General features: G+C 35.6%; 18 protein-coding genes. 10 read left to right on the top strand and 8 right to left on the bottom strand.

Going from position 1 to position 18,205, the window contains the following annotated elements; genetic code table 11:
• Nucleotides 1–46: 46 nt before the first annotated feature.
• Nucleotides 47–1,432, bottom strand: a complete 1,386-nt coding sequence (locus tag TX86_RS23375) for an L-cystine transporter (RefSeq protein WP_042352616.1) — start codon at nucleotides 1,430–1,432, stop codon at nucleotides 47–49.
• 280 nt (nucleotides 1,433–1,712) lie between these two features.
• Here TX86_RS23375 and TX86_RS23370 point away from each other — a divergent pair, with 280 nt between their 5' ends.
• On the top strand, nucleotides 1,713–2,147 hold the full coding sequence (locus tag TX86_RS23370; RefSeq protein ID WP_042352615.1) for a hypothetical protein: 435 nt from the start codon (nucleotides 1,713–1,715) through the stop codon (nucleotides 2,145–2,147).
• Between the two features lie 121 nt (nucleotides 2,148–2,268).
• Nucleotides 2,269–2,517: a DUF3951 domain-containing protein gene (locus tag TX86_RS23365; protein ID WP_042352613.1), complete on the top strand. Its 249-nt coding sequence runs from the start codon at nucleotides 2,269–2,271 to the stop codon at nucleotides 2,515–2,517.
• Between the two features lie 59 nt (nucleotides 2,518–2,576).
• Here TX86_RS23365 and TX86_RS23360 read toward each other — a convergent pair whose 3' ends face one another.
• The 6 genes from TX86_RS23360 to TX86_RS23335 form a co-directional block, all read right to left on the bottom strand.
• Nucleotides 2,577–3,353 (bottom strand): sulfite exporter TauE/SafE family protein, encoded by a 777-nt coding sequence (locus tag TX86_RS23360; protein WP_042352611.1) that lies wholly within the window; start codon nucleotides 3,351–3,353, stop codon nucleotides 2,577–2,579.
• A gap of 51 nt (nucleotides 3,354–3,404) precedes the next feature.
• The gene (locus TX86_RS23355; protein ID WP_042352609.1) at nucleotides 3,405–4,049 is read right to left on the bottom strand and encodes a response regulator; all 645 of its coding nucleotides are present in this window, start codon (nucleotides 4,047–4,049) and stop codon (nucleotides 3,405–3,407) included.
• Complete coding sequence (locus tag TX86_RS23350; RefSeq protein ID WP_042352608.1) at nucleotides 4,046–5,083, bottom strand: PAS domain-containing sensor histidine kinase; 1,038 nt, start codon at nucleotides 5,081–5,083, stop codon at nucleotides 4,046–4,048. Before TX86_RS23350 ends, TX86_RS23355 begins: the two co-directional genes overlap by 4 nt.
• Before the next feature lie 301 nt (nucleotides 5,084–5,384).
• Entirely contained in the window at nucleotides 5,385–6,806 is a 1,422-nt protein-coding gene (locus TX86_RS23345; protein ID WP_042352606.1) for an MBL fold metallo-hydrolase, read from the bottom strand.
• A gap of 20 nt (nucleotides 6,807–6,826) precedes the next feature.
• Nucleotides 6,827–7,396 (bottom strand): hypothetical protein, encoded by a 570-nt coding sequence (locus tag TX86_RS23340; protein ID WP_042352605.1) that lies wholly within the window; start codon nucleotides 7,394–7,396, stop codon nucleotides 6,827–6,829.
• A gap of 39 nt (nucleotides 7,397–7,435) precedes the next feature.
• Nucleotides 7,436–8,635 carry an NAD(P)/FAD-dependent oxidoreductase gene (locus tag TX86_RS23335; protein ID WP_042352604.1) on the bottom strand — a complete coding sequence of 400 codons (1,200 nt, stop codon included), beginning with the start codon at nucleotides 8,633–8,635 and terminating at the stop codon, nucleotides 7,436–7,438.
• 299 nt (nucleotides 8,636–8,934) lie between these two features.
• Here TX86_RS23335 and TX86_RS23330 point away from each other — a divergent pair, with 299 nt between their 5' ends.
• From TX86_RS23330 to TX86_RS23295, 8 genes are all read left to right on the top strand, one after another.
• Nucleotides 8,935–9,783 (top strand): methyl-accepting chemotaxis protein, encoded by an 849-nt coding sequence (locus TX86_RS23330; RefSeq protein WP_042352603.1) that lies wholly within the window; start codon nucleotides 8,935–8,937, stop codon nucleotides 9,781–9,783.
• 211 nt (nucleotides 9,784–9,994) lie between these two features.
• The gene (locus tag TX86_RS23325; protein ID WP_042352601.1) at nucleotides 9,995–11,191 is read left to right on the top strand and encodes a class I SAM-dependent rRNA methyltransferase; all 1,197 of its coding nucleotides are present in this window, start codon (nucleotides 9,995–9,997) and stop codon (nucleotides 11,189–11,191) included.
• A 92-nt stretch (nucleotides 11,192–11,283) separates the two neighbouring features.
• Entirely contained in the window at nucleotides 11,284–12,114 is an 831-nt protein-coding gene (locus tag TX86_RS23320) for a MerR family transcriptional regulator (RefSeq protein WP_042352600.1), read from the top strand.
• Nucleotides 12,115–12,484: 370 nt separating this feature from the next.
• Entirely contained in the window at nucleotides 12,485–13,822 is a 1,338-nt protein-coding gene (locus tag TX86_RS23315; protein ID WP_042352599.1) for an MATE family efflux transporter, read from the top strand.
• A 167-nt stretch (nucleotides 13,823–13,989) separates the two neighbouring features.
• The gene (nosD, locus tag TX86_RS23310) at nucleotides 13,990–15,345 is read left to right on the top strand and encodes a nitrous oxide reductase family maturation protein NosD (RefSeq protein WP_042352597.1); all 1,356 of its coding nucleotides are present in this window, start codon (nucleotides 13,990–13,992) and stop codon (nucleotides 15,343–15,345) included.
• Nucleotides 15,342–15,803 carry a nitrous oxide reductase accessory protein NosL gene (locus TX86_RS23305; protein WP_042352596.1) on the top strand — a complete coding sequence of 154 codons (462 nt, stop codon included), beginning with the start codon at nucleotides 15,342–15,344 and terminating at the stop codon, nucleotides 15,801–15,803. The genes nosD and TX86_RS23305 overlap by 4 nt, the downstream gene beginning before the upstream one ends.
• Nucleotides 15,800–16,621, top strand: coding sequence for an ABC transporter permease (locus TX86_RS23300; protein ID WP_052343872.1), 822 nt, complete (start codon nucleotides 15,800–15,802; stop codon nucleotides 16,619–16,621). Before TX86_RS23305 ends, TX86_RS23300 begins: the two co-directional genes overlap by 4 nt.
• The gene (locus TX86_RS23295) at nucleotides 16,614–17,339 is read left to right on the top strand and encodes an ABC transporter ATP-binding protein (protein WP_042352595.1); all 726 of its coding nucleotides are present in this window, start codon (nucleotides 16,614–16,616) and stop codon (nucleotides 17,337–17,339) included. The genes TX86_RS23300 and TX86_RS23295 overlap by 8 nt, the downstream gene beginning before the upstream one ends.
• Before the next feature lie 133 nt (nucleotides 17,340–17,472).
• Here TX86_RS23295 and TX86_RS23290 read toward each other — a convergent pair whose 3' ends face one another.
• Nucleotides 17,473–18,087 (bottom strand): nitrous oxide reductase accessory protein NosL, encoded by a 615-nt coding sequence (locus TX86_RS23290; RefSeq protein WP_052343870.1) that lies wholly within the window; start codon nucleotides 18,085–18,087, stop codon nucleotides 17,473–17,475.
• Nucleotides 18,088–18,205: the final 118 nt, after the last annotated feature.

Here is an 18,205-nt window from a genome sequence, read left to right as displayed (position 1 = left end):
TTACAAAACAGAGAATCTGTAACTTGTGTTTTTATTTTGATAATTTTTATGCTCCAGCTTCAATTTTAGCAGAGGTATCTTTATATAAATCAGAATCTAAGTCTCCAACTACTCTACTTGTCAGAATTCCAGATGTCATACTACCACTAACGTTCAATGCTGTACGTCCCATATCAATTAATGGCTCAACTGAGATGAGTAAACCAGCTAATGCAATTGGTAAGTCCATTGCAGAAAGTACAAGAATAGCTGCGAATGTTGCTCCGCCACCGACACCAGCAACTCCAAAAGAACTGATTGCCACAATAAGAATTAACATGCCAATAAAGGAAGGTGTTAATGGATCAATTCCGACTGTTGGTGCAATCATAACAGCCAGCATAGCTGGATAAATACCAGCACATCCGTTTTGACCAATAGATAATCCAAATGAACCTGCAAAGTTGGCAATTCCATCTGGTACCCCTAGTTTCTTTTGCGTTTCAATATTAAGTGGAAGAGCTCCTGCACTCGTACGAGATGTGAAGGCAAAAGATAGAACAGGGAATGCTTTCTTGATATATGTGAGTGGATTTAGTCCACCTAATGATAACAATAGTAAATGGATAAGGAACATTATTAGTAAGGCTACATAAGAAGCCCCTACAAACTTGCCAAGCTTAATAATTGAATCAAAATCACTAAGCGCTACTGTTTTTGTCATGATTGCTAAAATACCATAAGGCGTTAAGCGTAAAATCAATTTGACAATTCTCATCGTAATGCTATATAAAGTATCAATGATTTTTGCAAAAAACTCTGCTTGTTCAGGTTGTTTACGTTTAATTCCGATATAGGCAAATCCAATAAAGGCTGCGAAAATTACAACCGAAATTGTTGAAGTTGGTCTTGCTCCCGTAAAATCTAAGAATGGATTTGAAGGAATCAACTCTAGAATTTGTTGCGGGAAGGTTTGATCCTTAATAGTGCCAAATGTTTGTTCCAATTGATCAGCACGTGCTGATTCGGCATCTCCTTGTTCAATCTGAACAGCTTCTAAATTGAAAATTGTCGCTGATGTGATTCCAACTGCTGCCGCAACTGCTGTAGTTCCAATTAATATACCGAGGATAAGTACACTTATTTTCCCGATATTGCTTGTTAGTTTCAATTTAGTAAATGCAGATACAATTGAAACGAAAACAAGCGGCATGACAATCATCTGAAGAAACTTCACATAACCACTACCGACAAGACTAAACCAGTCGGTTGATTTAACAATTGCTTCGGATTGCGGTTCATAGAATGTTTGCAGTAATAATCCAAAAATGATACCTAATCCTAAAGCTGTAAATACTCTTTTTGTAAATGAAATATGCTTTTTTTGCATAAAGAAAAGCACGAATAAAAGAACAATCATAATTGCAATGTTTAAAATAACATAACCAGTCATTTTCTAACCCCCTGTTTCATAATGATGGACCTTATTCCGATAAAACTTATTGGAATAATTATTTTATAGTTTAACACTATCTCTATATTAATTACTAGTGAAAAATATAAAATTTAGAATATTTTATTTTAGGAGTGTGGGTAATGACACTATAAATGTAATAAAAAACTAAATTTGTAATATTTTGTTCATATTCCGTTCATCTTCAATTCTTATAATAATACGAGAATTTTAGTGGGAGAATTTTTGCAAGATTTATGATGTTGAAAGGGGAGGTTTGATGAATAAAGAAAGTGTATTATTAGTCCGTTTTTCCGCTGTTTTTGCAGTAATCGGTGCATTTCTAGGCTCTCACATGGCAGGATCGGGTGCGTATGCCTTCCGACCTATTCATGCTCATATTCTAGTAGTAGGTTGGTTAACATTATTTGCTTGGAGTGTGTATTATAAAGTGTTTCAAGTGACAGCAAGCAGGCTTGCGAAATGGCATGTGTGGACGGCAATTATCGGGAGCATTGGATTGACAGCAGGCATGTATTTGAATAATCTAAAGCCTTTTAATGTACCTGAAAGCTTTGCAGTTGTTTTCTATATAGTAGGTGGTTCTATTCTTCTCATTAGCTTTGTTTTATTTTTGATTACGACATTTTTTATCTCATCCAACGCGGCAGTTAATCCTTCCTTTCAAAATGAGAATAAAAGCAAAGATGCATAAGTTATTTACTTGTTAATCAAACGATTAGTGGAAATGAATGATGCTTGAAGGCTTTAACTGGTATCTTGAGGAAATGATATAATAGAGGTTAGTACAATAGACTCGGGTAGGAGTTGATTTTGTGGATAGCCTTAATTTAGCTTTACTTGGTTTTCCTTTAGCCATTCTCATATTAACATGTATCGGATTATTTAATTTGTTTGTGCGAAAAAGAAATATTACGGCTTATTACACACCATTTGATGAATTAACTGGACAAACGGCAGTATCGTTTCATGAAGAGCAAGAAGTTCTAGCGGAAGATGATGAACAGGGTGACGATAAGAAAAAGAATAAGAATAAGTTAAGAAAATCTGATATTATTTTATAGAGAGGAGTCGTCCCAAAAGAGATTGAAAATCACTTTTGGGGCGACTTTTACGCTTTTCATTATAAAATATCTAGCCAAATTTTAATCGCTGTTGCCAAGATTAATAGGGATAAAATCCATTGCAAAACTTTTGTATTCATTTTTTGCCCTGCTTTTGCCCCGAGAGGAGAAGCGATAAGACTTGCTACAATCATGATAATTGCAGGAATTGCTAATACTTGCCCTGTTGTAATCTTTCCAATGGTAGAGCCAATTGAAGAGATGAATGTAATAGCAAGAGAAGTAGCAATTGTTACCCTCGTTGGAATCTTAAATACAACGAGAAGGATAGGGACAAGAATAAATGCTCCAGCAGCTCCGACAATTCCAGATGCAGCACCCACGATGAAAGCAATTAGAGCAGCTAGAGCTTTATTAAAATGAATCTCTCCAATGGGCTGATCATCGTTGTTTTTCTTAGGTAGGAACATCATAATAACAGCGATTGTTGCAAGAATAGCATAGACGATATTAATGATACCTTCTGATAAATAAGTGGAGCCATATCCTCCTAATAAACCTCCGATTAATATTCCTGAACCCATATAGATGATAAGATTCTTATTTAAAAAACCACTTTTACGATATGCCCACACGCCACCAATTGTAGCGAAGAATACTTGAATGGCACTTATTCCTGAAACTTCATGTGCATTAAAGGCCGCAAAGCCAAGTAGGGGAGGAATATATAATAGCATTGGATATTTAATAATTGAGCCCCCGATTCCAACCATTCCAGAAATGTATGAACCGATAAATCCAATGAGAAAAATAACAAGTATGAATGTGAAATCCATCATATCCTCCTTTCTAAGTAAAAGACTACTTCCAAGAGAAGTAGCCAAAGATTACTGACTTAATTGGATATAGTTATTGCTGAGACCGTATTGAATGAGCTCTGATTTCTTCTTTAAATTTAACTTTTGCATAATATTTGCTTTATGATTTTCGACTGTTTTTACACTGATGAGTAGTTTTTCGGACATTTGCTTATTTGTATAGCCGAGGATAGTAAGGCGTACAACTTCTTTTTCCCGAGCAGATAAAATAGATGTTTTTCTTTTTCGTTTATTGAGAAATAACTTCTCCAACTGCTCTTGTGGAAGGCCGACATTATAATAGCGTTTCCCGTTATACACGGATGTAATAGCTTCATATAATTCGCCTCCTTGGCTATTCTTCAATACATAACCATGTGCTTCAATTTCAATAGCTTTCTGAATATATACTTCTTCATTGTGCATTGTTAAAAGAACAATTTTTACATTTTTTACTTCTTTCAATATTTCCTGTGTAGCTGTGAATCCATCCAATCCATTCGGAATAGATATGTCCATTAGTATGACATCTGGTTTGTTGCGTACGGCAGCAAGAATGGCTTCTTCACCATCACCTGCTTCCCCGACAATCTGAAAGTTCGCATAGCTTTCTAATAGTAATACAATTCCTTTTCTAATTAGAACATGATCATCCACAACCATAATTTTTATCACGGGATCTCTTCCTTCCAATTGGGAATAGTAATTAGTACTTTTGTTCCAATTGTTAGCTCAGATTGAATGAGAAATTCGCCAGCAATTTGATGTACTCTTTCCGACATATGTTTAAGTCCGAGCCCTTCATTCGTAATCGTGTCGATATTGAAGCCTTTGCCATTATCCGAAATCGTTAAGTGTAAACCATTATGAGAGTCTTGGAGAGTAATAGTTACTTTAGTTGCTTCCGCGTATTTAATCGTATTGTAAATGGCTTCTTGTACAACACGATATAGGTTAATAGAAACCGTTGAATTACAACGTTCTTCCGTATTTGATTCAAAGATAAAATCAATTTCTCGATTAGTACGTTTTACGGAAGTAAGTAAACTTTTGATGGTTGCGACAAGTCCGAGCTGATCTAGGCTCTGTGGTCGTAGTTCGTAGGAGTAGGATTTGATATCTTTCATCGCTTTCTCTAATTCTTGGCGTACTTCTACTATATAAGTGTTCAGGCGCTCATCATCTACATAAGATTCTATGGCTTGGAGTGCAACAGATACGGTAAACAATGATTGACCAACACCGTCATGAAGCTCTTGAGCGAGCCGCTTATGTTCTTCTTCTTTTGCTTCAATAAGCTTCTTAATGATGAGTTTTGATATGCGTGCTTCTTCTTCTTTTTTCTTAACACTTTGATCTCGTAAAACGAGTAAATATTCTTTTTCTTCTTTAGTCGAATCTTGAAACATAAGTGCCGTACTCATTTCTACATCTATTTTCTGCCCATGATAGGTAGGCATTTCAGACAAGAAATAAGGTACTTCATCATTTTGAATTAAATAGCACTTATTCTCGTTATTATGTAGCTGGCGATTTTCGCAGAAAGAGCAGTAGGGAACACTGCCTTGAAGTTTCCAACCAGTTAATCGTTCAGCGGAAGGATTCATCATCAGAATGGTTCTTTCTTGATTCATAATAATAATGCCATCTTGTATACTTTGAAAAATTTGTTTTAAATATTTATTTTCTAGATGGAGAGATTCAATCATATGTTAGAACACCTCGAAATGTAATTAATAATTACATTTTAATACAAGATTGGAATATTAACGAAGAAGGGGCTGCCCGAAAAGAGAATTTTCATCACTTTTTGGACGCCCTTTTACACTTTTTTTGCCATTCCAAATTGTTTTCAACGAAATCTCATTTTTACTTAGTAGACTAAAGAAGTTCATTTTTGGCGCTTTTGATTTAGATGAAACCCCATAGGCTACTTACTAAAACAAAGAATTTCTTACAAACTAACTAATATTATTAATCTCTCTCATCAAATATCCTCTATTTTTTTATTTATACATTTTGCGTTTGAGCTTCTTTTTGCCAACGATTATAACCACCTAAGAGATTTACGCAATTCTTCTTGCCTTGTGCTTGTAATACGCTTGTAGCGATAGCGGAACGAACGCCAGATTGGCATTGAACGATGATTTGTTTGTCATCAATAATTTCATTCATTCGCTTAATAAGAGTACCTATCATAATGTGTTGGGCACCTTCGATATGACCTTGATTCCATTCAGATTGATTTCGCACATCTAGTACGTGCACATCACCATTAGCCACTGATTCAGCTATTTGTAATGGAGTCACGCTATCATAAGACTCTAAAGAAGGTTGAGCAGGGAGATTAAGGAGAATATTTGTGATATCTCCATAGCCCATTACATTATCAATTCCAATGGAGCGTAGAGCGATTAAGATCTCGTCTAAGTGCTTTGGATTAGTTAATAAATAAAGCGGTTGTTCATAGTTAACAAGCCAGCCAGCCCAATTCGTAATGGATTTATTGAAAGGAATATTAATGGTTCCTTCAATATGAGCATTGGCAAATGAACCTGCTTGGCGAGTATCAATGACTTGTACGCCTTGTTCGATTAAAGCTTGCACTTCTTTAAAAGAAGAAATGGTTTTTAATGATGGTAATTCTTTAAGTAATTTGATTCCAACCTTATTTACATGCTTCATAATAGCGAAGTAATAAGGTGGCTCTGGTTGACCATTTAATAGATCATCCATGAATGTTTGTTGGTTGTCATAGTGCATAGCCCAGTTAAATCGTTTTTCATAACCTACTGTAGATGAAGGGACAGCACCTAATGCTTTACCACAAGCACTTCCTGCCCCATGAGCTGGCCATACCTGTAAGTAGTCAGGTAATTCTTTAAAGCGTTCTACGGAGTGATACATAACTTTGGCACCAGCTTCTGCCGTACCCGTCATGCCTGCTGCTTTCTCTAATAAATCAGGGCGTCCAATATCACCAACGAATACAAAGTCACCTGAGAAAATACCCATTGGCTTATCTGCTTTACCGCCTCGGTCCGTTAATAAGAAGGAAATACTTTCAGGCGTATGACCTGGAGTATGCATCGTTTCAAATACGAGGTTACCAATTTTGAAAACATCACCGTCTTTTAATAATTGATGTTTAATAGTATCAAGGTTTTGGTAAGTCCAGTCTTCGCCTCCTTCATCAGAAATATAGAGCGTTGCATCAAAACGATTGGCTAATTCTCGTGATCCTGAAACAAAATCTGCATGGATATGAGTTTCAAGAGCACCAACGATTTTGACATTCTCTGCTTTTGCTGTAGCGATATAAGGTAGAATATTTCTCATTGGATCAACAATTACTGCTTCTCCAGTAGCTTGGCATCCAACAAGATATGATGCATGAGCTAGTTTCTCATCATAAAAATAGCGTAATAGCATAGTTTATTTCTCCTTTCTTTTTAACGTGTTTTTTTGTCTGACAAAACATCTATGGCAGCTTGGACGTAGCATAAAGATTTTTGAACAGCGGGCTCTTTCAGCCATCTTACAATAGAGAAAATCGTAATGGACTGAGGATTACAATTTGCTCGTTCTTTTACTTCTTGGATAAACGCTAGACCATTTTTTCCTCCTTGAAGAACAGGGTCAGCATATTCTTTCAAGTTATTTATTAAGTAAGCGGAAGATTCTTTATCTTGTACAATGCTTAATAGAAAAGCGCTAATTTCTTCGAATTGCTGAATAACTTTCACCATGGCAGGGAGCTTTTCTAAGAGCGTGAAAAGAGCTTGTAACGTTTCCCCATTCACATTGTAAGTGGAGAGTTTTTCTTCAAGCATGGCTGTCGTTTGTTTATCTTGAATAGTTGCTTTACCAAATGAAACTATGTCCTCAACAGATTGTAGTGTTGTTTGAATTTCAGGTAGTTTGCGTATTAGTTCAATCATAGATTGTTGAATACGCGGATCTTCCAACTCGTTTAACCAATCTAATGTCATATTGTTATGTTGTGTGTCTGCTTCTATCATCCTTAAGAACCTCCTTCTCTCAAGACTTGCTAGAATTCATTACATAGTGCCTTTTAACATACCGTTCCAGTACATAACAGGTAGTAAATCTTTCTTTAATATATACATGCTCTGACGTTCGACCGCTTGGTTAAACGGCATCATTTCGCAAGGTTCTTTCGTGTAATCAAATTCTGCTAGAACTAATTTGTTATAGCCTGTAACAATTGGACAAGAGGAATAACCATCGTAGCTAGCAGTTAGTGGTTGGTCACGCATTAAAGAGATGATATTAGTCGCTGCAACAGGAGCTTGCTTGCGAATGGCTGCACCTGTTTTCGACGTTGGTAAATTAGCGCAATCGCCTAAGCCAAAGACGTTAGCGAATTGATTGTGCTGCAGTGTATGCTTGTGAACATCTAGCCACCCAGCTGCGTCTGATAGGGGGCTATTTTTAATGAAAGTTGGAGCTTGCATAGGAGGTGTAACGTGTATCATGTCATAAGCTACAGTTTCTTTTGCACCTGTATCTAAATGTTCGAAAGTTGCTATTTTTTCTTCTGCATTAATCTCTATTAAATTTCTTCTAAAACGAGCATCTATTTGTTTTCTCTCTAGTACTTTCTCTAATGTTGCACGATATTTAGCTACGTCAAAAATAGCTGGATTTGCGGAGCCGAAAACAACTTGTGTTTGATTTCTTACTCCGGAGCGGTTGAAATAATCCTCAGCTAAATACATGATTTTTTGTGGAGCGCCTCCACATTTAACTGGCGTTGCGGGATGAGTAAAGAGAGCTGTTCCGCCTTTAAAGGAACGAATGGTTTCCCATGTATAGTCCACATGAGTATAGGAGTAATTACTACATACTTCATGCTGTCCAAGTGCTTCCTGCAAGCCTTTTACACCGTTCCAATTAACTTCGATACCAGCTGCCACTACTAAGTACTCATATGTGATGAGTGTTCCTTGATCTGTAGTAATGGCATTCTCATTTGGCAAGAATGTATTTACTGCTTCTTGAATCCAAATTGTACCTTCTGGGATGACAGATTGCATTTCTCGTTCTGTAACTTCTTTTTTTGCTGCACCGCCGCCAACCAATGTCCATAATGGCTGGTAATAATGTTTATCAGCAGGTTCAACAATAGCAATTTGGTTGAATAATGAATGCGATTGACGTAATAAACGAGCTGCTACAGAAATGCCTGCAGAACCTCCTCCGACGATGACAACCTTGTAATTATTGTTCAATTGCATATCCTCCCTTAAGGCAATGACTTTTTGATAACAACATTTATTAACTGAATTTTCAAATTAATAATAGTGGAAAACGCTTACAGTTTCTATAGGGGTTTTCCCCTAACTAGCAATATAGGCTCTTGATTAGGCCTTTGGTTGTAGATTATCTCGACACATTTATTGTAAAAATAGGAGAAATGTCATGGCTAATAAGTTGAAATCTGAAAATTTATGATATAATTTGTCATCATAATCGTTGTTTGAAGACAGAATGTGGCATATATTGATTCAGGGAATGAAAGGAATAGGTGAGGGAAATGAGTAATAAAGATATGGGTCATGAATTATTAGATGCTTTCATTAAAGTAGCACCTTATCTTAACAAATTAATTCATGAGGATATAACTGTAGGGATCTATGATACGGAAAAGGCAGTTTGTTATATACCGGGAGAAACGTTTTCTCTAAATATTAAGTTAGGCAGTCCATTGCAAGAGGGAGATGCAATTACAGCTGCTGTAAGAGGAAATCGTGAAGTTATGGATATCGTACCGAAAGAAGTATTTGGATTCCCGATTGTTGCAAACTCTATTCCAATTCATGATTTTAACAATAAAGTGATAGGCGGCGTTGGCATCGGTGTGAGTTTGGAAAAGTCTAATCAACTTTATGAAGTGGCTGAAAACCTATCTGCGATAGTAGAAGAAACAGCGGCTTCTATTGATGATATTACAGGTTCTGTGAAAAACTTAGCGGGTCGAGTAACGGAGGTTTCTTCTCATATGAAGGAAGTAAGCCTTGGAGCTAATCAAATTGGTCAAATCTCTACGGTCGTTAAAGGGGTATCTGATCAAAGTAATTTACTAGGTTTGAATGCGGCTATTGAAGCAGCTAGAGCTGGTGAAGCAGGACGAGGCTTTTCGGTAGTAGCGGATGAGATACGTAAGCTAGCCAATAATTCAAAGGAAAATGTTACTCAAATTGATGAGTTAACTAGAAGGATTCAAAGTTCTATCCAAAATCTTAATGATGCATTCTCGGGCATCAATCAGTTGTCGGATAATCAAGCGGCAGCGATTGAAGAAATCTCTTCTACCATTAATGAAATTAGTAGAAACGCACAAAATTTATCTGAACTTGCAGGCACCTCATTTAACAAACAATAGTTTGAGGTACGCTTGTTGTCAAAATGGTATAAATGTTGAAGTTATAGAGTCTAATTAAGAGGGGAATCCTTAAGATTAGACATTTTTTTTGCGGCTCATGATAGTTGAGCAGATAGTTCTATTAGGTAAATTTGTATAATGCTAAACTTAGCTATACACTAGAAGGATAGTAATTATATGTACTTATAGAAGAAGGCATTATGGAGGAAATATGACAAAACTTCAAAACATCATTATTAAACAAAAATATGCAGCTAAAATGCAAAAAGATTATCCTTTAATTGAAAAGGATGCTGTTGTAGATAAAAAATTAAAGCTGACAGAAGGCGATTTATTACGTCTAATGGATGAGCAAAATAAATTTATTGGTATTGGATACTACGGTTCGCAAAATAAAGGAATCGGCTGGGTTTTAAGTAGAAAAGCGAATGAAAAAATAAATGTCGCTTTTTTCGCTAATAAAATTGAAACAGCTATTACGCATCGTAAAGCACTGTTTGAAGACCCTGAGACGACAGCATTTCGTGTCGTCAACGGTGAAGGCGATGGCCTTGGCGGAATCATCATTGATTACTATGATGGTTATTATGTCATTCAATGGTATAGTGAAGGAATTTATTCGTTCCGCGAAGATATTATAAAAGCACTAGAGCAAACTGTAGAATATAAAGGTATTTATCAAAAGAAACGCTTTGACGATAAAGGAAAATATATCGAAGAAGATGATTTTGTAACAGGTGAGCGTGGTACATTCCCACTAATTATTAAGGAAAATGGTGTGAAATTTGCAGTTTACTTAAACGATGGAGCAATGACGGGGATTTTTCTCGATCAGCGTGAAGTAAGACAAGCCATTCGTAAGCGATATTCAAATGGTGCAGAAATGCTTAATACATTCTCTTATACAGGGGCTTTTTCTGTTAATGCGGCTCTTGGTGGTGCTCGTATGACAACGAGCGTTGATGTGGCTAACCGTAGCCGTGCAAAAACGAATGAACAATTTGCAGTGAATAATATTGATTATGAGACACAACAAATCGTAGTAGAAGACGTGTTTCAATACTTTAAATATGCAGCTAGAAAAGGTCGATTATTCGATTTAGTCGTATTAGATCCACCAAGTTTTGCAAAAACGAAAAAACGTACATTTAGCGCAGCTAAGGATTATACAGAATTGTTAAAGGAAACGATTGCTATTACGAAGGATGAAGGTGTTATTGTTGCTTCAACGAATAGTAGTGCTTTTAATATGCGACGCTTTAAGCAATTTATTCAAACAGCTTGTAAAGAAACACAAACTTCTTATTCTATTCTTGAAGAATATAGCCTGCCTAGTGATTTTCGCACACTCCGTTCTTTTCCAGAAGGCGATTATTTAAAAGTTGTTTTCATACGAATTAAGAAATAATTAAAACAGTAACAATAAGATCGGACACTTCATCCGATCTTATTCGCTTTAATGTAATTTTGAGATTTTAGATTCAAAAAGAGGTGAATACCATGAAGCAACGATTTACGATTGGAGAAATCGCAAAGTTACATAATATCCCTGAATCCACCCTTCGCTATTATGACCAAAAAGGAATCTTTCAACCAAAGACGGTCGATCCACAAACACAATATCGGTACTATACAATTGATCAATTTTCAATGTTGGAAATTATCAAATTTTTACGGCATTTGGATATATCGTTAAGTGAAGTAAAGCAATATGTAGAGCATCGAACACCTGAAACGGCACTCCAATTATTTGAAAAACAAACAGAACTTCTTTTACAAAAGCAACGAGAAATCGAATATATGACTTCGATGATGCAAAAGAAAATCGAAATCATTAAAGAAGGACTCCAGCAAGATTATTCGAGCGTTTTTTATCAAAAAATAAAACAAAGGCCAATTCATTTTATGCCTGTAGAAAGTGATTTATCAGATGAGCTATTCATTATGAGCTTAAATGAATTACAGACAAAAATGCATGTTGCAGCACCTGCTTCTATTTCACAAAAAATTGGAACGACGATTTCCATCAAGAGCATACTAAAAGGTAATTACTATGATTATAATGGCCTGTTTATTTCGATGGAAGATATGCAAACAGCAGTGGAAAATTACTCTTATATACGTGAAGGATATTATGCATGCACCTATCATAAAGGCTCATATAATGACACGCATCTAGCACTTAAACGGTTAATAAAGGATATTCAAAAAAGTGGTTATGAGGCAATTGGAGATGCGATTGAAATAGGTCTTGTCGATCATTCTGTAATAGCGGATGAAACAGAGTTTATAACAGAATACCAAATTCCAGTGAAAAAAATTGTAAAATAACGTATGTTGGTGATATTTAGAGGAATTCTATTAGTGTTAGCGATATAAGTTCAACCTTCTCAAAGCCATGCTCGATCGTAAGTCAATTATTGTTGAAAATCAAGATGGATTTTCAAGAACAGTTTGTCTTACGCTCATAGTATGGCTTATTTTTTATGGAAGTGAAACAAGGAATAAGAGCCTATTAAAAAGGACTGGTGATGGTTTTTTTATCAGAAATGAGATGTAGCTATTCTTTAGGTTTTTGAGCGAATTTCATCTATATTCAAAAGTGATTAGTAAAGGTTTTTTTACTTTTTTAAAATAATCTATTGACCTTAAAGTTACTTTAAAGTTTAAACTGAATAACGTTGATGAAGGAGGTTCACTCATGACGGAGACATCGTTAAAACTTAGAGAAACACCAGTTACTAAATTATTTCTTTCTTATTTAATTCCTTCTGTTCTAGGAATGTTACTTATGTCAGTTAACATATTAGTGGACGGTATATTTGTTAGTCATGGAGTTGGAGAAGATGCATTAGCGGGCGTGAATATAGCTGTGCCAATATTCTCTATATTTTTGTCTATATCCTTGTGGATTGGAATGGGTGGGGCGACACTATATTCGATTTCACTCGGTAGAAATGAAATAAAGAAAGCTCAATCGATTTTCACACAGTCATTTGTTCTAGCTATTTCAATTGTTGGAGTACTTGTACTTTTAAGTTTATGGAAGGAAACCGAATTAGCCTATTTCTTTGGAGCAAATGAGCGTATTCTTCCGTATGTGCTGGATTATTTGCACATTATTTTATTGTACGGAATCGTTTTTGTATTTGAGAATGTTTTAAGTATTTTTATTCGAAATGATGGTAACCCAAAATTAGCGATGATTGGCTTAATTATCACTTCGGTTTTAAATATTATCTTTAACTATGTCTTTATCTTTATCATGGATTTAGGCATCAGTGGTGCTGCTTATGCGACGGTATTAGCGACATTTATTGGTTTCCTAGTAATGTTAACGCATTTCTTACGTAAAAATAGTACGCTAAAGTTTGTGAAATTGAAATTCGAGTATGAGATTGTAAAGCAAATTATGACCATTGGCTTTCCAAGTTTTATTGTCGAAAGTTCAGCTGCTATTCTTACGATGGGCTATAACATTACCTTCATGCATTATACAGGAGAACTTGGTGTGACAGCCTTTGCGGTTGTAAATTATATTCATGTTATGTTCCTGTTATTGTTCCTAGGTGTAGGTGCAGCATTACAACCAATTGCGAGCTTTCATTTCGGTGCGAAACTATTCGAAAGATTACGTAGTTGTTTGAAATTATCTGTCCGAACAGGTATTGTATTCGGGCTTATAACACTTGCATTGGGCGTGCTGTTCGCAGATTTCTTAGTATCCATGTTTGGAATAGAGTCACAGGAAGTACGTGATTTTACAGTGAAAGGAATTGCTTTATTCTTTATTAGCTATTTGTTCCTCGCATACAATTTGGTTTATGCAGAGTATTATCAAGCAATCCGAAATATTCGCTTGTCAATCATCATTATATTAACACGTAGTATCTTTTTGTTAATTCCTCTATTATGGTTACTTCCAAAGCTACTTGGAGTAAACGGAATATGGCTTGCGTTCCCAGTTTCTGAAGGAATCACAACATTATGTTTAGTATTATGGCATCGTGGAAGAAGTCCAGTCCCACAAACTGCATAGATTAGGATAAAGAACCTGTTTGAAATTTACTGTTTCAAACAGGTTCTTTTGGCAAGTAAACGCCTTTTTGTTCATATTTATGTCATTATTCAATCAAAATAACATTTACTTTTCAAAATTATCACACATTTACTTGGTAATATTAGGAGTAAAAAGGGTGGTGTGGCATGAAAACAGTGTTAAAGGGATTTATACTTTTGGGGGTCATCATCATATGTACAATTGTTCCTCGACCAACTGAAGCGGTTGAAATAAAAGTTTCTCCTAATAAACAATCATTGCAATCTATTATTGACAGTGCAGCACCAGGAGATGTAATTAAGCTTGCGAAAGGGAAGTATGAAGGTTCATTGATTATCAAGAAATCGATTACGTTAGAAGGCGAAGAAGGGGCAATCATTGATGGTGAAGGAAAAGGGCATGTAATTACAGTTGGGGCGGATGACGTAACAATTAAAGGATTAACCATTCAGAAAAGTGGTACGGGAAAAAATGAAAGTGCCATTTATTTAAAGGATGGCCGAAACAATACTATTGAGAATAATATGATTCATGAAGTTATGTATGGTATTTATGTTCAAGATGGGGAAAGCCACCACATCATTAATAATAATATTAGCAGCTACGCTGTTCATTTTTCAAAAAGAGGTAGTGGCATTCATCTTTATAATGGAGAAGGTCACGAAATTAAAAAGAACACAATTGTCCAAGTGCAAGATGGTGTGTATTTAGATCATACAAAGAATATTAAGGTGAAGGAGAATAAAGTCATTGGTTCTAGATATGGCTTTCACTTCATGTTCAGTAAAGATATTCAGATTAACCAAAACGAACTGGTAGCTAATATTACGGGTCTTATGATTATGGATTCATCAAATGTTAAAATTATTGATAATTCTGTAAGTCGTCAATTTCATGTTCGCGGCTTCGGTATACTAATTTATGATAGTAAATCTATTTTATTACAAAGTAATAAAGTTCAACAAAATAGTACAGGGCTATCATTAGAAAAAACAGTAGATGTACAAATTAATAGAAATGTTATTTCGGGTAATCAAGTAGGGTTAGAATTTATTGGTGAAAATAAGAACAATATTTTTACGGAAAACAACTTTATCGGTAATGTTGTACAATCAAAAATTACTAATAATAAGATGAAATTAGACAATGGGGTACGGGGAAACTATTGGGATGACTATTCAAGCTATGATGTAACGGGTGATGGGATAGGAGAAATTACGTATAAAGCTGGTTCTCTCTATGATCAATTGCTTGATCGAGAGCCGTATTGGCAATTTTTCTTTGAAAGTCCGTCTATTAAATTGTGGAGCAAGGCAGAGACATTATTTCCATCTATAGGTGTTGCGGATGTATATGATGAGAAACCTTTAGTTGAGCCTGTAAAGTTAAGTCAGGATTCTGCAAAGACGAGCAGTGAGCGGAATATAGGTGCATTGTTACTGGCGTTGCCATTTCTTTGGTTCTCAATCTTAGTCATTTGGTCAGGGAGGCGTTTATCATGAAAAAACTAAGTAGTTTATTAATAGTAGTGTTTTTACTTGCGGCGTGTGGGAAGGAACAGTCCTTTGAGCCGGCTAAAATTAATCCAGAAGTAGATGTTTGTGAAATTTGTAATATGAGCATTGCGGAAGAAAACTTTGCGACACAATTATTCTCCAAAGATGGAGATGTATATAAGTTCGATGATATTGGTTGTATGTACGAATTTATCTATAAAGATAAAAGAATAGCAGAGAAAGATATCGCGAAACAATATGTACGTGATATGGAAAGCGGCAAATGGCTTGAAGCGAAAGAAGCACATTATGCCTATAATAAAGGTTTTTGGACACCGATGGCTTATGGGGTCGTTGTATTTGAAAAACAAGCTGATGCAGAGAAATATTTGAAAGAACAAGGTAAAGGAGAATTATACGATTTCAAACAGTTATCACAACATAAGTGGGGATGGGAAAAATGATTATAAATCTTGCTAGACAACAATTTACACTGATTCTCCGAAGTAAATGGTTAATCACATTTGGATTGTTATTTGCTTTTTTAGCTATTTTCATTAGTTATTTTGGGAACTCGGGTGAGTCTGGATATTTAGGGTTTAATCGGATGACGGCGAGTTTGCTGAACTTAAACCTATTGCTCATTCCCCTTATTTCTTTATTAGTGGGTGGTCTCTTTCTATCTGGGGAAAAAGAAGACAGAGGACTAATGCTTATGCTCACTTATCCCGTTCCTATCTACTCAGTTGTTATCGGAAAATACATAGGATTGCTAACTGCACTATGGTCTGTTGTTACATTTGGGTATGGAGCTGCTCTATTAATGATGTATGTTGCTGCAGTAGATGTATCATTACTTATTATTCTGAAATTCTATTTGTTTTCTTTACTGTTAGCGGCTATTTTTCTAGCTATTTCAATGTTAGTAGGTTTATTAGCGAAGACGAGATTTCAGGCATTAGGCTCAAGTCTAATTGTTTGGGCGTTTACAGTGCTTTTCTTTGAATTTTTAGTAATGGGTATTAGTCTAATTATTCCCAAGCAATATGTTTTATCAATGTTGTCTATTTCTATTTTTATTAATCCCGTCGAGCTAGTGAGAGTTTGGTCGATTCTATCATTAGATGGGTCGGCTATCTTTGGACCAAGTCTTTATGATTTAACGATTTGGGCAAGCGGCTTTCAGGGGCAAGTACTATTCATCGCTTCAAGTTTATTATGGTTAGCGGTACCGTTATTAGCTAGTAGCTTTGTGTTGAAAAGGAGAATAGGCAATGAATAAAGTAATAGAACTAGTCGCACTGACAAAGATATATTCAGAAAAAAGTAGAGTGGAAGATATCAGTTTTCCCATTCACCAAGGTGAAATTGTCGCTTTATGTGGTGGGAATGGTGCAGGGAAAAGTACACTTATTAAAATGATTACAGGAATTATTAAACCAACAAGTGGCCATATCGAAATAGACGGAAATATTGTTAATACGATTAGCATGGATTATCGTAATAGCTTCTCCTATATGCCAGACGATATGTTATTTCCGCGTCAACTATCGGCTGTAGAAGTACTGAATTTCTTTGCTAACCTGCGCAAGGTATCAAAGGAAAAAGTAGGAGAAGTATTAGAGATTGTTGGCTTGTATGAAGATAAAAATAGACTGATTAAACATTTCTCAAAAGGGATGCAACAAAGACTATCATTTGCACAAGCCTTGCTAGCAGACACACCACTTCTCATTTTAGACGAACCAACAAATGGGTTAGATCCGTATTGGGTATATCGTTTTAAAGAAATTATGCATGATGAGAAGGCGAAGGGAAAGGCCATTTTGTTTACAACGCATATCCTTACACTCGTAGAAGAAATAGCTGATAAAGCTGCTTTTATCGAAGGTGGAGAACTTCTTCATTTTGATTGTGTGAAAGATTTAGTGATGAGAGATGGCGAAAAGGTCTCATTAGAGAAGGTATTTTTTGAAAAACAAATGCTACAAAAGCAATAAAGTGAAACTTTAATTGGTGAGGGCCTTCATCCCCACCGATTATTAGTTGAACCAACCTTAGCACCAGTTTGAACGGGATAAATGAGAAAAGGGCATGCAAAAAGTGATATTGAATCACTTTTTGCATAGCCCTTTAATTATGTTGAGTTTCTGAATCGTGGTGCATGGATTCAGATTCATGATTTGTATTGTGTTGCTTCATATTTTGCATTTTCATTTGGTAACGTTCATTTGAAACTTTTTCAACATCATCCCATGTGGCAATTACAGCATTTTTATCTTTATTGTCATTTATAAACTTATCGGCGCTTTCTTGTGTACTAAAGAAGGAATAGCCGTATTTCATTGGTGTCATTGTATCTGATTTAACGATGATAGCTTTATCAGATTCAATCCAATCTTTTGTGTTAGCATCTCTAACCCATGTTTTTTCATATTGTTCATTTGCTTTTCTTGGGCCATTTAATAAACAGCCAGAATCATCAAAAAATAAATGCTTTCCATCCTTCGTAAGAGCTTGAGTAGTGAATTCCCCCATTTCATCATCTCGTGCATATACCTTCATGTTGCAGAAAGCACATTTTTCTTGGTCATGTGGCTCCTGAGGATCGTTTTCATGCGCTGTTTTTTCCACCTTTGGTGTATCAGTGGCTTTGTCCGTTTCTTTATTAGTTGCTTCTTTATCACCACAAGCTGAAATAAAAATCATTAATATGGCAGATAAAAATAATATTGCGAGTTTCTTCATTTTTTTCCCTCCATCCTTTATTCTCTATCAGAATAACAACCAATTGTGTTATTTTTGAGAATTTTCGATGTTCTTTTGATGGTAATTGGAAATGTTTATCAATTAAAGGTGCGCAGTG

The organism is Bacillus massiliigorillae, from assembly GCF_000380245.2.
Taxonomy (GTDB): Bacteria; Bacillota; Bacilli; order Bacillales; family DSM-1321; genus Bacillus_AD; species Bacillus_AD massiliigorillae.
This window is presented reverse-complemented; position numbering and strand designations above follow the sequence as displayed.

Bases quoted from the DNA above. Each gene is read 5' to 3' on its own strand.
- TX86_RS23320 (WP_042352600.1), top strand. From the start codon at position 11,284: ATGAAGCAACGATTTACGATTGGAGAAATCGCAAAGTTACATAATATC.
- TX86_RS23300 (WP_052343872.1), top strand. From the start codon at position 15,800: ATGATTATAAATCTTGCTAGACAACAATTTACACTGATTCTCCGAAGT.
- TX86_RS23350 (WP_042352608.1), bottom strand. From the start codon at position 5,083: ATGATTGAATCTCTCCATCTAGAAAATAAATATTTAAAACAAATTTTT.
- nosD (WP_042352597.1), top strand. From the start codon at position 13,990: ATGAAAACAGTGTTAAAGGGATTTATACTTTTGGGGGTCATCATCATA.
- TX86_RS23360 (WP_042352611.1), bottom strand. From the start codon at position 3,353: ATGGATTTCACATTCATACTTGTTATTTTTCTCATTGGATTTATCGGT.
- TX86_RS23295 (WP_042352595.1), top strand. From the start codon at position 16,614: ATGAATAAAGTAATAGAACTAGTCGCACTGACAAAGATATATTCAGAA.
- TX86_RS23315 (WP_042352599.1), top strand. From the start codon at position 12,485: ATGACGGAGACATCGTTAAAACTTAGAGAAACACCAGTTACTAAATTA.
- TX86_RS23305 (WP_042352596.1), top strand. From the start codon at position 15,342: ATGAAAAAACTAAGTAGTTTATTAATAGTAGTGTTTTTACTTGCGGCG.
- TX86_RS23290 (WP_052343870.1), bottom strand. From the start codon at position 18,087: ATGAAGAAACTCGCAATATTATTTTTATCTGCCATATTAATGATTTTT.
- TX86_RS23335 (WP_042352604.1), bottom strand. From the start codon at position 8,635: ATGCAATTGAACAATAATTACAAGGTTGTCATCGTCGGAGGAGGTTCT.
- TX86_RS23330 (WP_042352603.1), top strand. From the start codon at position 8,935: ATGAGTAATAAAGATATGGGTCATGAATTATTAGATGCTTTCATTAAA.
- TX86_RS23325 (WP_042352601.1), top strand. From the start codon at position 9,995: ATGACAAAACTTCAAAACATCATTATTAAACAAAAATATGCAGCTAAA.
- TX86_RS23375 (WP_042352616.1), bottom strand. From the start codon at position 1,432: ATGACTGGTTATGTTATTTTAAACATTGCAATTATGATTGTTCTTTTA.
- TX86_RS23370 (WP_042352615.1), top strand. From the start codon at position 1,713: ATGAATAAAGAAAGTGTATTATTAGTCCGTTTTTCCGCTGTTTTTGCA.
- TX86_RS23345 (WP_042352606.1), bottom strand. From the start codon at position 6,806: ATGCTATTACGCTATTTTTATGATGAGAAACTAGCTCATGCATCATAT.
- TX86_RS23340 (WP_042352605.1), bottom strand. From the start codon at position 7,396: ATGATAGAAGCAGACACACAACATAACAATATGACATTAGATTGGTTA.